The organism is Rhodococcus sp. M8, from assembly GCF_015654185.1.
In the GTDB taxonomy this organism is placed as follows: domain Bacteria; phylum Actinomycetota; class Actinomycetes; order Mycobacteriales; family Mycobacteriaceae; genus Rhodococcus; species Rhodococcus aetherivorans.
This window is the reverse complement of sequence record NZ_CP064065.1, coordinates 2,249,133-2,263,487: the sequence shown is the minus strand read 5'-3', so window position 1 is coordinate 2,263,487 and position 14,355 is coordinate 2,249,133. Positions and strand designations below refer to the sequence as shown.

The 14,355-nt window shown below is 72.1% G+C and carries 10 protein-coding genes and 1 pseudogene; 5 read left to right on the top strand and 6 right to left on the bottom strand.

Annotated elements, in window-relative coordinates; all coding sequences use genetic code 11:
* Positions 1–71: 71 nt before the first annotated feature.
* Positions 72–539 carry a pyridoxamine 5'-phosphate oxidase family protein gene (locus tag ISO16_RS10115; RefSeq protein WP_006945450.1) on the bottom strand — a complete coding sequence of 156 codons (468 nt, stop codon included), beginning with the start codon at positions 537–539 and terminating at the stop codon, positions 72–74.
* A 63-nt stretch (positions 540–602) separates the two neighbouring features.
* On the opposite strand from ISO16_RS10115, the gene ISO16_RS10110 reads away from it, so the two are divergent.
* On the top strand, positions 603–1,553 hold the full coding sequence (locus tag ISO16_RS10110) for a helix-turn-helix transcriptional regulator (RefSeq protein WP_072635870.1): 951 nt from the start codon (positions 603–605) through the stop codon (positions 1,551–1,553).
* Between the two features lie 68 nt (positions 1,554–1,621).
* On the opposite strand, the gene ISO16_RS10105 is transcribed toward ISO16_RS10110, so the two are convergent.
* Entirely contained in the window at positions 1,622–2,272 is a 651-nt protein-coding gene (locus tag ISO16_RS10105) for a hypothetical protein (protein WP_029545383.1), read from the bottom strand.
* A 264-nt stretch (positions 2,273–2,536) separates the two neighbouring features.
* Here ISO16_RS10105 and ISO16_RS10100 point away from each other — a divergent pair, with 264 nt between their 5' ends.
* Positions 2,537–3,826, top strand: a complete 1,290-nt coding sequence (locus ISO16_RS10100) for an adenylosuccinate synthase (RefSeq protein ID WP_006945457.1) — start codon at positions 2,537–2,539, stop codon at positions 3,824–3,826.
* A 19-nt stretch (positions 3,827–3,845) separates the two neighbouring features.
* On the opposite strand, the gene ISO16_RS10095 is transcribed toward ISO16_RS10100, so the two are convergent.
* Entirely contained in the window at positions 3,846–4,385 is a 540-nt protein-coding gene (locus ISO16_RS10095; protein ID WP_006945458.1) for a methylated-DNA--[protein]-cysteine S-methyltransferase, read from the bottom strand.
* A gap of 66 nt (positions 4,386–4,451) precedes the next feature.
* Between ISO16_RS10095 and yczR the strand changes: the two genes are divergently transcribed.
* Both yczR and ISO16_RS10085 read left to right on the top strand, forming a co-directional pair.
* Positions 4,452–5,915, top strand: coding sequence for a MocR-like transcription factor YczR (yczR, locus tag ISO16_RS10090; RefSeq protein ID WP_006945460.1), 1,464 nt, complete (start codon positions 4,452–4,454; stop codon positions 5,913–5,915).
* Positions 5,916–6,039: 124 nt separating this feature from the next.
* Positions 6,040–9,518 (top strand): annotated as a pseudogene (locus ISO16_RS10085) (protein kinase domain-containing protein).
* 70 nt (positions 9,519–9,588) lie between these two features.
* Here the strand turns inward: ISO16_RS10085 and ISO16_RS10080 are convergent.
* On the bottom strand, positions 9,589–10,686 hold the full coding sequence (locus ISO16_RS10080; protein ID WP_029545380.1) for a CaiB/BaiF CoA transferase family protein: 1,098 nt from the start codon (positions 10,684–10,686) through the stop codon (positions 9,589–9,591).
* Between the two features lie 92 nt (positions 10,687–10,778).
* Positions 10,779–11,159, bottom strand: coding sequence for a nuclear transport factor 2 family protein (locus ISO16_RS10075; RefSeq protein ID WP_006945477.1), 381 nt, complete (start codon positions 11,157–11,159; stop codon positions 10,779–10,781).
* 86 nt (positions 11,160–11,245) lie between these two features.
* Here ISO16_RS10075 and ISO16_RS10070 point away from each other — a divergent pair, with 86 nt between their 5' ends.
* On the top strand, positions 11,246–11,626 hold the full coding sequence (locus tag ISO16_RS10070) for a VOC family protein (protein ID WP_050035689.1): 381 nt from the start codon (positions 11,246–11,248) through the stop codon (positions 11,624–11,626).
* An 88-nt stretch (positions 11,627–11,714) separates the two neighbouring features.
* Here the strand turns inward: ISO16_RS10070 and ISO16_RS10065 are convergent, their stop codons facing one another.
* Entirely contained in the window at positions 11,715–14,354 is a 2,640-nt protein-coding gene (locus tag ISO16_RS10065) for a vitamin B12-dependent ribonucleotide reductase (RefSeq protein WP_050035688.1), read from the bottom strand.
* Position 14,355: the final 1 nt, after the last annotated feature.

Sequence of the window (14,355 nt, the reverse complement as noted above, 5' to 3'; positions counted from 1 at the left end):
GACAGCCCGGGGCGCCGAACTCCCTCGGCATGCCGGGCCGACCGGCGGGTCGAAACGGCAGCTCCGGCCGGTCAGCGGGTGAAGCGTTCGACCGCGGCACCGGGCCGCCACAGGTCCACGTACAGGTGCTCCCCGTCCACCGACGTGAGCACCGCCTCGGCCAAGCCGAGTTCGAACACGTGCATCGGTCCCGGCGGCACCTCCTCCGGGTAGGCGGCGAGCACGGCTGCCTTCTCCTCGTCGTGCAGCTCCCGGGCCCGGCCGGCGACCTTCGCGTCGCCCCCTGTCATCGAGTGGTGCCCGGGATTCGAATGCAGGGCGTAGCGCGGATCGCGCTGCAGATCGCGCGCTTTCCGCGCGCCCGGCATCGAGCCGAGCACCAGCCGGCCGCCGACGATCTCGACCTCCGTCCCGCTGACGCGGGGCGACCCGTCCCGTCGCACCGTCGCCAGGACGTGATGCTTGTGCGCCTGCAGTCGTGCGGCGATCGCCTTCGCCAGATCCGGTGCCTGCTCGGAGAACTCGTCCCATGTGGTCATGGACCCAGCATGCACCCGTATCGCTGACATCCGATGTCAGCGATTTCCGCGTAGGCTGCGGACATGCGATCGGCACGTCTGCTCGCGATGATGCTCCGGCTCCAGGGCAGCGCGGGCCTGACCGCGCGGCAACTCGCGGACGACCTCGGCGTGTCGGTGCGCACCGTGTACCGCGACGTCGGTGCCCTGTCCGCCGCGGGGGTCCCGGTGTGGACCGAGAGCGGGCCGGGTGGCGGCATCCGCCTGCTCGACGGGTGGCAGTCCCGGCTGAGCGGGCTCACCAGCGACGAGAGCGCCGCGCTGATGCTGCTGGGGGTGCCCACCCTCGCCGCCGACCTCGGGGTGGAGCTCGAGGCGGCACGCGGCAAGCTGCTCGGGTCCATGCCGGTCACCCTGCGCAGCGCCGCCCAGGTGTGGCGCGACCGGGTACACGTCGACGTCCCAGGCTGGTTCGCCGCACCGGGCGACAACACGCACCTGCCGGCGGTCGCGTCCGCCGTGTTCGACGAGCGCCGCCTGCACATCCGCTACCGGCGCGGCGCCCGGACCGTGGCCCGCACCCTCGACCCGCTCGGGCTCGTCGCCAAGGCCGGGGTCTGGTACCTCGTCGCCGCCCACACCGGTCACGTCCGCACCTACCGCGTCGGGCGCATCGCGTCCGCCGACGTGCTCGACGCTCCCGCGCACCGCCCCGGCGGATTCGACCTGCCCGCCTACTGGGCGGCGTCCGCGGCGGAGTTCGACCGGGCCCTGCGCACGTTCGCCTGCACGGTCCGCCTCACCCCGGCCGCGTGGCGGCGCCTGCCCCGCGTGGTGGGCGCCGACGCCGCCGCCGTCGAGCCGGGCCCGCCGGACGCGGACGGGCGGGTTCGGGTGGACCTGCTGCTCGAGACCGAGGAGGTGGCGCTCGACCAGCTCCTCGCCCTCGGCGGCGGGGTCGAGGTCGTGGCCCCGCGGTCGTTGAGGGCCGCCCTCCGCGGCGCCGGCGAGACGCTGGCCCGGTGCAACTCGTGACGTCGGATCGAAGGCGACAGGCGTTCTGCGCGAACGGCTCTCGTGGTGCAGCGGGGTGAGCGGACGGCTCAGCGCACCAGCTTCCACTTGTGCTCGTGCCGGTAGAACGTGGATCGCTTCACCGCCCGGGGATTGGCCACCCCGTCGCGGGTGAGCAGGGCGCCGGGCGAGCCGAGCTGGACGGCGCGTCCGGTCACCCAGCGGTAGCCGCCGAACCAGCGCGGCCGGTCGATCGCGGCCCGCAGTCCCGGCATGTCGGGGATCGGCTCGATCCGCACGCCCGGGGCGACCCCGCTGAACAGGCGGGTGTCGTCCACGTACGCCTCGCCGACGAGCTCGCCGACCTCACCCTCGACGAGGGCACGCCCGACGAGGGCGATGCCGGCGTCGTCGCGGATGAGCGGCACCGGCCGGGCCACGCCTTGCAGGGCGACGGTCGCGGCCTTGGACCCGAACCGCAGCCCGTAGGCCTCGGCGGCCGGGGTGCGCCGCTCGGGCACGTAGGCCAGTTCGATGCCGAGCCGCTCCGTGCGCATCATCCGGGTCAGCGCCGCGGCGAAGGCGGCATCCCCGCCCACCACCACGAGCCGGGGATCCTCGACCGACTCGAGATGCGCGAACACGTCCTCGAAGTCGTCCTTGCCGGGAAGCACGGGGGCGGTCAACGTGGTCAGGGACGTCAATGTCAACGGCAGCGGGGCGTCACCGCACTTGAGCACAACGGGGGTCAAGAGCACTCCTCTCGCGGCCGACGATGCTCCGTTCACTCTAGTCACGACGGGCCCCGCCGCCGGGCGCCCGAACGTGGCACGGTGAGTCGGGCGGATTCTCGGTCCCCGTCACAGGCGGGGCGGCGACCGGCGGACGCCGGAGGCAGCGCCGCGCGCGTGGTCCGCTAGACTGTCCCCCCGGCTTCTGTTCTGTGACGGCAGAACCCTGCAGGCGGAGGGCGCCCGCACGTCGACACCCTAGGAGACAGCGAAATGCCGGCAATCGTCCTGATCGGCGCCCAGTGGGGCGACGAGGGCAAGGGCAAGGCCACCGATCTGCTCGGTGGCCGGGTGCAGTGGGTGGTGCGCTACCAGGGGGGCAACAACGCCGGCCATACCGTCGTCCTCCCCAACGGGGAGAATTTCGCGCTGCACCTGATCCCTTCCGGCATCCTCACTCCCGGCGTCACCAACGTGATCGGCAACGGCGTGGTCGTGGACCCGGGCGTGCTGCTCGACGAGCTGGCCGGTCTCGAGAACCGCGGGGTCGACACCACGAACCTGCTGCTCAGCGCCGACGCGCACCTGATCATGCCGTACCACGTGGCCATCGACAAGGTCACCGAACGCTTCCTCGGCGCCAAGAAGATCGGCACCACCGGCCGCGGCATCGGCCCGTGCTACCAGGACAAGATCGCCCGCGTGGGCGTCCGCGTCGCCGACGTCCTCGACGAGAAGATCCTCACCCACAAGGTCGAGGCCGCCCTGGAGTTCAAGAACCAGGTGCTGTCGAAGATCTACAACCGCAAGGCCCTCGACCCGCAGCAGGTCGTCGACGAGGTGCTCGGCCAGGCGGAGGGCTTCAAGCATCGCATCGCCGACACCCGGCTGCGCCTGAACCTGGCCCTCGAGGCCGGCGAGACGGTGCTGCTCGAAGGCTCGCAGGGCACGCTGCTCGACGTCGACCACGGCACCTACCCGTACGTGACGTCGTCGAACCCCACGGCCGGCGGCGCGGCGGTCGGGTCGGGCATCGGCCCCAACCGGATCGGTACGGTGCTCGGCATTCTCAAGGCCTACACCACCCGCGTCGGTTCGGGCCCGTTCCCGACCGAACTGTTCGACGAGCACGGCGCCTACCTGGCCAAGACCGGCGGCGAGGTCGGCGTCACCACCGGCCGGGCCCGGCGCTGCGGCTGGTTCGACGCCGTGATCGCCCGCTACGCGACCCGCGTCAACGGCATCACCGACTTCTTCCTCACCAAGCTCGACGTGCTGTCGAGCCTCGAGACCGTGCCGATCTGCGTCGGCTACGAGGTGGACGGGGTCCGCGTCGACGAAATGCCGATGACGCAGACCGACATCCACCACGCCACGCCGATCTACGAGGAGATGCCCGGCTGGTGGGAGGACATCTCCGACGCCCGCACCTTCGAGGACCTGCCGAAGAACGCACAGAACTACGTGCTGCGGCTCGAGGAGCTTTCGGGCGCGCGCATGTCGTGCATCGGCGTCGGCCCGGGCCGCGACCAGACGATCGTGCGGCGCGACATCCTGGGCTGAAACCCGCTGCGGCTGCCCGTCAGAACAGGGTCGGATCGTCGAAGCCGGGGGCGTGCTCGAGCGCGAGCAGCTCCCGCTTCGTGACGGTGCTTCCGGGTGCGGAGAAGCCGCCGATGCCGCCGCCCGCGGCGAGGATCCGGTGGCACGGCACGACGAGCGGAACGGGGTTGCGTCCCAAGGCCTGTCCGACGGCCTGCGCTCCGGCCGGCCGGCCGATCCGGGTGGCGACCTCGCCGTAGGTCGCCACCGTCCCGGGGCCGATCGTGCGCGCGAACTCGTAGACCGCGGTGTCGAATTCGGACACGTTCTGGTAGTCGACCGGAACCCAGCGCAGGTCGTCCGGGGCGCCGGCGAGATGCGCGGTGACGGCCTCGATCACGGGCTGCACCGCGGCCGGGGCCGGGCGCTCGACCGCGTCCGGGAACCGCTCGAGCAGTTCGTCGCGCGTCGGCTCGGGTGCGGTCTCGGGCAGTTGCAGGCCGACGATGCCGGCTGCAGACCACACGAGCCCGCACGTGCCGACGGCGGTGTCGAAGAGGGTATAGCCGAGGGTGGTCACGTCGTCAGTATGGACTGGCCCGGGGACAGGCGACCACTTCACCGACTGGACTGCGATACTGGACCGGTGATCACGCGTGCGATCGGCGCCGGCTCCCTGGCCCGCGACCTCGGCAACTGGCAGGACACCGCCGATCGGCGGCCCGCGTACCGGGCCCTCGCGGACGGAATCCGCCTGCTGGTGCACGACGGCCGCGTCCCCCTGGGGGTGGCGCTGCCCAGCGAACGCGAGCTCGCCGCCGCGCTGGCCCTGAGCCGCACCACCATCACCTCCGCGTACACGGCGCTGCGCGAGGCCGGCTACCTGCGCAGCCGGCAGGGCGCGCGCAGCACCGTCGCGCTGCCGTCGGGCCGGACCGCCGCCCCGGCGCGGGCGGGCGGTCCCGGTCCCGCCCGGGCGCCCGAGACCGTGGATCTGAGCTACGCGTCCATGCCCGCGCCCGCCGCCGAGATCGAGTCCGCCTACGCGGCCGCGTTGCGCTCGGTGCCGGCCTACCTCGACTCGCACGGCATGGAGCCGATCGGCGTGGCCCCGCTGCGCGAGGTCATCGCCCGGCGCTACCGGGAGCGGGGGCTGCCCACGGACGCCGACCAGATCATGGTCACCTCCGGCGCGCAGCACGCGCTGCGCCTGCTGCTCGGCGTGCTCACCGACGCCGGCGACCGCGTGATCGTCGACCATCCGACGTATCCCAATGCGCTCGAGGCGATCCGGCGGCACGGGGCGCGGCCGGTCGTGGTGCCGGTGCGGCCCGAGGGCGGCGCCGACGCCGGCTGGGACCTCGAGGGCCTGCGCAGCGCCGCGCGGCAGACGGCGGCGCGAATGGCGTTCCTGATCCCGGACTTCCACAGCCCCACCGGGCTGTGCATGGGCGCACAGGGCCGGGCCGAACTCGTCCGGATCGCCCAGGAGACCCGCATGACGCTCGTCGTGGACGAGACGATGGTGGACCTGTGGCTGGACACCCCACCGCCCCCCGCGGTCGCCTCGTACGGCGCGGACCGGTCCGTCGTGACGGTGGGATCCACCGGGAAGTCCCTGTGGGGCGGGCTCCGGGTGGGCTGGATCCGTGCCGACCGGTCCCTGATCACGCGGCTCGTGGGGGCACGCTCCGCCGTCGACCTCGGCACGCCGGTGATGGAGCAGCTCGCCGCGGCGCACCTGCTCGGCGACGTCGAAGACCTGCTCGAGCGGCGGCGTGGACAGCTGCGCCGCCGCCGGGCGGCGATGCTCGGCGCGCTCGGCGAGCACCTGCCCGACTGGAAGTACACGGTGGGGCCGGGCGGGATGTCGCTGTGGGTGCGGATGCCCACGCCGGTGTCGACGGCCCTCGCGGCGACCGCCCCAAATCACGGTGTGGTCCTCGCCGCCGGACCGCGGTTCGGCGTGGAAGGCGCGTTCGAGCGCTTCCTCCGGCTGCCGTACGCGCGGGAGGTCGACGAGGTGCGCCGGGCGGTGGCGTCCGTGGCGTCGGCGTACGACGCGCTCGCCCGCGGCCGGGACCTCGCGGAACCACACCTCGTGGTCTGATTCGGAGGTGGCCGGACGGGGCCCGGGAACCGGTCCGCGGCGTTATGCTCGAGGGGTACGCACGGGCGGTCACGCCGTTGTGGCCGTCCGCGAGCCGCCACTTCGGACGGATGCGAGAACGACTGTGGCCGAAAAGGATCCGTACGCGACGCAGCGCGACATCGGGTTCGACCTCGCTGCCGAACTCGCCGCCGCCGGGTTCGACGACGCGCGGGAGATCGGGCGCGGCGGATTCGGTGTCGTCTACCGCTGCTACGAGACCGCACTCGATCGCCCGGTCGCGGTGAAGGTCCTCACCTCCCACATGGACACAGACAACCTCGAGCGTTTCCTGCGTGAGCAGCGCGCCATGGGACGGCTGTCCGGGCATCCCAACATCGTCAACGTCCTGCAGGTCGGCACCACCGAATCCGGGCGCCCGTACCTCGTGATGCAGTACCACCCGCGCGACTCGCTCGACGCGCAACTGCGCCGCTCCGGGCCCATCCCGTGGGCCGAGGTGGTGCGGATCGGCATCAAGCTGGCCGGCGCCCTCGAGACCGGCCACCGCGTCGGCATCCTGCACCGCGACGTCAAGCCGGCCAACATCCTGCTCACCGAGTTCGGCGAGCCGCAGCTCACGGACTTCGGGATCGCCCGCATCAGCGGGGGCTTCGAGACGGTGACGGGTGAGGTGACCGGGTCGCCGGCGTTCACGGCCCCGGAGGTGCTCAGCGGCCGCGTGCCCACCCCCGCATCGGACGTCTACAGCCTCGGCGCCACGCTGTTCTGCGCGCTGACCGGGCACGCGGCATTCGAACGGCGCAGCGGCGAGCGGGTCGTGGCGCAGTTCGTGCGGGTGACCACCCAGCCCGTTCCGGACCTGCGCGAGCAGGGCGTCCCGGACGGATTGTCCTCGGCGATCGAGCGTTCCATGTCGGTGGACCCGCAGGTCCGGCCCGCGACCGCCGCCGAGTTCGGGGAGCTGCTGCGCGAGGTGCAGGCCGACGAGGGTCTGCCGGTGGACGAGCTGCCGGTAGCCGGGGAACTCGAGCCGGGCTCGGAGCCCGGTCACCCTCCGTCGCCGTCCGTGTCGGAGCGGCGGAGCACCTACCGGTCCGGCGTGCGTGCCACCACCCCGCCGGTGCCGGCGACCCGGTTCCGTCCGCCGTCGACCACACGCCGGCTCGTGCCGCGACGACGCCTGCTCGCCGTCCTCGACACGGAGCAGCGCCGGAAACTGACCGTCATCCACTCCCCGCCGGGATTCGGCAAGACCATGCTGGCCCTGCAGTGGCGCTACGCGCTCACCGAGAGGAACGTGCCCGTCGCCTGGCTCAACGTCGACCACGACGACAACAACGTGGTGTGGTTCCTGGCCCACCTCGTCGAGTCGATCCGGCAGGTGCGGCCCTCGCTGGCCCGCGAGCTCGGCCAGGTGCTCGACGAACACGGCGACGAGGCCGAACGTTACGTGCTCACCTCACTCATCGACGAGATCCACAGGGCCGGTGAACGACTCGTCGTCATCATCGACGACTGGCATCGGGTCGACGACCCCGCGACGATCGCCGCGATGGCCTTCCTGCTCGACAACGGCTGCCACCACATGCAGCTCGTGGTGGTCGGCCGGACCCGCGCGGGACTGCCGACGAGCCGGATGCGGGTGCGCGACGAGCTCGTCGAAATAGACTACGAGGCATTGCGATTCGACGAGTCCGAGGCGCGGACCTTCCTCGTCGACCTCGCCGGGCTGGACCTCGACGACGACGAGGTCGCCGACCTGACCGCCGCCACCGACGGGTGGGCGGCCGCGTTGCAGCTCGCGGCGGTGTCGCTGCGCGGACGCGAGGACCCGGGGGAACTGATCTCCCACCTGTCCGGCCGGCACCGGGCGATCGGCGACTTCCTCGCCGAGAACGTGCTCGAGTCGCTGCCCCCGGACGACGTCGAGTTCCTGCTCACCACCGCGGTGACCGAACGCATCTGCGGCAGCCTCGCCACCGCGCTCACCGGGCACGAACGTGGTCAGGCCCTGCTCGAGGACCTCGAGGACCGGGACCTGTTCCTGCACCGGATCGACGAGGACGGCCGCTGGTTCGGATATCAGCCGTTGTTCGCCGAGTTCCTCCGGCAGCGGCTCGAACGCGAGCACCCGGAGCGCGTCCCGGCCCTGCACCGGACCGCGTCCGAGTGGTACGAGGGCCATGCGATGGTCGGCGAGGCGGTCGACCACGCCCTCGCCGCGGGCGACGAGGACCGCGCCGTCGACCTCGTCGAGAAGAACGGGCGCCGGATGATCGAGCACGGGCACGCCACCACGCTGCTCGGGCTCGTCGCCAAGCTGCCGCGCCGCGCCGTGGCGGGCCGGATCCGCCTGCAGTTGTCGATCGCCTGGGGGAACATCCTGCTGCACCGCTCGGCGCCGGCGCTGCACGCGCTGGACGTGGTCGAGGCGGCGGTCGCGGCCGACGGTGTGAACGCCGAGGAGGCGGCCGACATCGCCGTCGAGGTGGAGGTCGTGCGCAGCATCGTCGCCCTGCGCTGCGACCGCCTGGAGCGCGCCGACGATCTCGTCGAGCACTGCCTGGCCCGCGCCGCCACACTGCCGCCGCTGGTGATCTCGTCCGGGCTCAACGTCGCCACGTTCGCGGCGGTCTACCGGGCCGACTACGACGAGGTGGTTCGGCTGCAGCAGGTGGCGCAGCCGTACCACGAACTCAATGAGGGCCCCTACAACACCATGCACGCCCGCGCCCTGCTGGGGCTGGCCGCGGTCGAACAGCTCGACGTCGCCGGGGCCGAGGAGCATTTCCGCGCGGGACTGCGCGCGGCGCGGCGCGGCAGCGGCCGGCACTCGTCGGCCGCGGTGCTGGCCGGGTCGATCCTCGGTGAGCTGCTCTACGAGCGGGGCGAGCTCGACGAGGCCGAGCGGCTGCTCGACGACGGCTTCGCCCTCGGCTCGGAGGGCGGGGTCGTGGATTTCAAGATCTCGCGGTACGTCGTCGGTGCCCGGCTCAAGGCCGTGCGCGGCGACCGCGAGGCAGTGGTGTCGCGACTGGCGGACGGCGCCCGTGCGGCCGCCGCCATGAACCTGGAGCGGCTCGCGGCGGCCGTCGAGAACGAACGCGTCCGGCTCGGTCTCGGGCCGCTGCCGTCGGCGCCGCGGCAGCAGCCGGTCGCCTACGGGACGCGGCCGCGCCCCGACCACGGCACGGCGGCGTGGACCGCGCAGCTCGAGGAGGCCACGGCCATCCGGGGCTGCTCGCCGATCCCACGCCGGAGAACACCGAGCTGGCGTGCCGGTGGGCCGGCGAGTGGGTGCAACTGCTGCGCGGCAGCCGCCGGGCGCGCAGGCTGCTGCGCGCGGAGCGGCTCGAGGTGGCCTGCCTGGCCGCGGCCGGGCACGACGAGGAAGCGGCGACCCTGCTGGCCTCCGTCGCCGCGCGGTGCGAACAGGCAGGTCTGCTCCGGTTCCTGCCCGACGGCGGCCCGCTCGTGCTCGACGTCGCGCGCCGGCTCGCGGACGAGCTCACCGCGGGCAGGGGCCGCGCCGGTCGCCCGGACGTGTCCCCGGCGTTCCTGCTGGACGCGGTCGACACGGGCGCCGTGCACCTCCTGTAGGCGCCTGCGGCGCCGGTGTGTCCTTCGGGTCGCCAGGGCAGCCCAAAGGACACACCGGCAGCTCCGCTGCCTAGCGCCAGACGGAGTCGACGTCGGTGGCCTCGCCGGCCGGCGGGGCCGGCGGGCCCGCCGGGGTACGGGAGAACCGGGGCGCGGGGGCGTGCTGGGTGACGCCGTCGAGCTCGATCAGCGAGCCGCGGGCCGCGATGTGCGGGTTGGCCGGGGCCTCGCCGAACGTGAGCACGGGGGAGACGCACGCGTCGGTGCCGTCGAAGATCGCCGCCCATTCGTCGCGGGTCTTGGACAGGAACTTCTCGGTGAACAGCTTCTTCATCTGCGGCCACGCCGAGGTGTCGAGCTGCTGCGGCAGCTCGGCCGGATCGAGCTCGAGGCCCTGCAGCAGCAGCGCATAGAACTGCGGCTCGATGGAACCGACGGCCATGTACCTGCCGTCGGCGGTCTCGTACACGTCGTAGAACGGCGCGCCGGTGTCGAGGAGGTTCACACCGCGCTCGTCCGACCACACGCCGCGGCCGCGGAACGCCCACATCATGTGCGAGAGCGCCAGCGCGCCGTCGACCATCGCGGCGTCGACGACCTGCCCCTTGCCGGAACTCTGGCGCTCGACGAGGGCGGAGAGGATGCCGAAGATCAGGAACATCGAGCCGCCGCCGAAGTCGCCGACCATGTTCAGCGGCGGCACCGGCCGCTCACCCTTGCGCCCGATGGCGTGCAGCACGCCCGTCAGGGAGATGTAGTTGATGTCGTGGCCGGCGGCGTGGGCGAGCGGGCCCTCCTGGCCCCAGCCGGTCATCCGCCCGTAGACCAGGCGCGGGTTGCGGGCCAGCGCGACGTCCGGGCCGAGCCCCATGCGCTCGGTCACGCCCGGGCGGAAGCCCTCGATGAGGACGTCGGCGCGCTCGATCAGCCCGAGGACCTTCTCGACCTGCTCGGGATCCTTCAGGTTGGCCTCGACGACGCGGCGGCCGCGCTGGATCTGGTCGCGGTGACCGGCGGGCGGGATCAGGCCCGGCCGCTGCACGCACACGACGTCGGCGCCGAGATCGGCGAGCAGGGTGGCGGCGTGCGGGCCGGGGCCGAGTCCCGCGAACTCGACGACGCGGATACCCGCGAGCGGACCCTTCTTCTCAACAGCTTCAGCGGACACTCGTCGAACCTCACTCGGGGTGCGTTGGGACCATTCCACGAGGAGGCTACCTTAGCGATCGCTAGAATGTGCCGGGGGTCACGGCACGTCGCCTATCCCTCGTAGAGATCCCCCTCGTTCAGCCGGGTGGCCTCGAACGCCTCCTCGAGGGTGTCGTGCCGGTACACCGAGACGACATGGTCGCCCACCACCCGGAATGCGATCGCCTCACTGCGCGGGTGCTCCGGATCGGCCGCCCACGTGGCGGTCTCCTCGACCACGACGATCCCCTCGTGCACGAACATCCGGCCGGGCCGGAACGTCACGCCCGCCGTCGTCGCCCACTCCCGCAGCTCGTCGAGGCCCTGATCCTCGTCGTCGTCCCCGGTGGGGAGCACGATGTCGTCGCTCGACAACGCCAGCAGGGTCTCGATGTCGTTGGAATTGACAGCGTCGTGCCAGGCCAGGACGGTCGCGATCTCGGAGGTGCTCATACGAGCAGATGCTAGTACCCCGGACCCGCCACGCACGGGTTGCCGCAACCTTGCCTGGCCGCGGGGTGAGGCGCACAGTGGTTCCCATGACGATCCGCGGTCAGCTCGTGAGCTTCCTGCCCAGTACCGATCTCGACATCTCGGAGATGTTCTACGTCGACACCCTCGGCTTCGAGAAGCTGTCCCGGGACCACTTCACGCTGATTCTGGATGCGGGCGGCGGCTCGCCCGTACGGGTGACGCTGGTGCAGTCCCGCGCCGATACCGGTTACACCGCCCTGGGGTGGCGGGTACCGAACCTGAACGAGACCGTCGAAGCGCTGCGCGCCAAGGGCGTCGAATTCATCCGGTACAACGGCATGGCCCAGGACGAACACGACGCGTGGACGTCGCCCGAGGGCATGCGGGTCGCGTGGTTCCGCGACCCCCACGGAAACGTGCTGTCGCTGATGGAGGCCACCGGCTAGGGCCGACGTGGCCGCGAGGGGGCGGTTCTCGTCGACGCCACTCGCGTGATGCCGCGACAACGTCCCCCTCGGCGCAACCGCGACCGCGTCAGCTGCACCCGCTGGTGCTGCCGCACGACGGACAGGCGTGGCAGGAACCCGAGCGCTGCATCTGCACCCCGCACTGCATGCAGTACGGCGCGTCGCTGCGGCGCGCACGACCCTGCCGGGTGTCGGCCACCGCGTCGTCGAAGACGGGCGCGCTGCGCTCGGCACCGGTGCGGATGCCGAGTTCGGCCCGCTCGTCCGCGTCGAGGTACTCCACCGCCAGGCGCCGGAAGATGTAGTCCAGGATCGACGTCGCGATCCGGAGGTCCGGATCGTCGGTGATGCCCGCCGGCTCGAACCGCGTGCTGGTGAACGCGTTGACGAACGTGCGCAACGGAACCCCGTACTGCAGGCCGTAACTGACCGCCATCGAGAACGCGTCCATGATTCCGGCCAGGGTCGAGCCCTGCTTGGCCACCCGCAGGAACATCTCGCCCGGACGGCCGTCGTCGTACTGGCCGACGGTGACGAAGCCCTTGCAGTCCGCGACGCGGAACTCGAAGGTGCGCGACCGGCGCAGCCGGGGCAGCCGTTCCCGCCGCGGCGCCGGGGCCGTCGCGGCCGGGGCCGCCGTGGCCGACAACGGTTGTCCCAGTTTGCAGTTGTCGCGGTACACCGCGATCGCCTTGAGCCCGAGCCGCCACGCGTCGAGAAACAGTTCCTCGATGTCGGCCGCCGTCGCCGACTCCGGCAGGTTGACCGTCTTCGAGATCGCGCCGGACAGGAATGGCTGCACCGCGGCCATCATCAGGACGTGGCCGCGCGGCTCGATCACGTTGTCTCCCATCGACGTCGCGAACACCGGCAGATGCTCGGGCCGCAACTGCGGCGCGCCGACGACGGTGCGGTGCGTGTCGATGTGGGTGATCAGCTCGGCCACCTTGTCCGGGGGATAACCGAGCCGCGACAATGCCCGGGGCACCGTGCGATTGACGATGGACAGCGTCCCGCCGCCCACCAGCTTCTTCGTCTTCACCAGGGCCAGATCGGGTTCGATGCCGGTGGTGTCGCAGTCCATGGCCAGGCCGATCGTGCCGGTCGGCGCGAGGACCGTCACCTGGCTGTTGCGTACCCCGTGTTCGGCGGCGAGGGCGCACGCGGTGTCCCAGTCCTCCCGCGCCGCGGCGAGAACGTCGGCGGGCGCGACCTGTTCGTCGATGTCGTCGACGGCACCGCGATGACGGGCCAGCACCGCGAGGGTGTGCTCCCGGTTCTCGGCGAATCCGTCGAACGGCCCGAGCCGGCGCGCGAGCCGTGCCGACACCGCGTACGCGTGCCCGGTCATGAGCGCGGTGAGCGCCGCGGCGTACGCCCGTCCGGCGTCGCTGTCGTACGGCAGCCCCAGGGCCATCAGCAACGCCCCGAGATTGGCGTAGCCGAGGCCGAGTTGCCGGAACCGGCGCGAGGTCCGCGCGATGCGGTCGGTGGGATAGTCGGCGCGGCCGACGAGGATCTCCTGGCCGGTGAGCACGACCGCGACGGCGTGCCGGAACCCGGCGACGTCGAACGTGCCGTCGTCGCGCAGGAACGTCAGCAGGTTCAGGCTCGCCAGGTTGCACGCCGAGTCGTCCAGATGCATGTACTCCGAGCACGGATTCGAGCCGTTGATCCGGCCCGTCGCGGCCGCGGTGTGCCAGCGGTTGATGGTGGTGTCGAACTGCAGGCCCGGATCGGCGCACTCCCACGCCGCGGCCGCGATGCGGTGCAGCAGTTCGCGGGCCGGCACCGTGCGCACCGTCGCCCCGGTGGTCACCGCGCGCAGCGGCCACTCGGCGCCGTCGGCGACGGCCTGCATGAACTCGTCGGTCACCCGCACCGAGTTGTTGGCGTTCTGGTACTGCACCGAATGGATGTCGCGACCGTCGAGTCCCATGTCGAAGCCGGCCGCGGCCAGCACCCGCGCCTTGCGTTCCTCGATCGCCTTGCAGTCGACGAACTCCTCGATATCGGGATGGTCGACGTCGAGGATCACCATCTTCGCGGCCCGGCGCGTCTTGCCGCCGGACTTGATGGTGCCCGCCGACGCGTCCGCGCCGCGCATGAAACTCACCGGACCCGACGCGGTACCCCCACCCGCCAGCGGTTCGGCCGACGATCGGATGCGCGACAGGTTCACGCCCGCCCCGGACCCGCCCTTGAAGATCACCGCCTCCTGGCGGTACCACTCGAGGATCGAGTCGATGCTGTCCTCGACCGACAGGATGAAGCACGCGCTGGCCTGCTGCGGGGTGCCGGGCACCCCGATGTTGAACCACACGGGGCTGTTGAACGACGCCCGCTGCGTGAGGATCAGGTACGTCAGCTCGGCGGCGAACGCCTCCGGGTCGTCGAGATGACCGTCGGCCGCACCCCACGCGGTGACGGTGTCCACGATGCGGGCGACGACGTCGCGCAGCGAGCGTTCCCGCGCCTCGGTGCCGAGAGTGCCGCGGAAGTACTTCTGCGTGACGATGTCGGTGGCGATCTGCGACCAGGCGGCGGGAAACTCGACGTCGCGCTGCTCGAACACGACCGCGCCGGTGCCGTGATGGACGATGCGGGCGTCGCGCCGCTGCCAGTCCACCTCGTCGGCCGGGTCGACGCCGGCCGTGGTGAAGAACCGTCCGGTGTCCGACTCGAGGTTCGGTTCTGCGACGTCCATC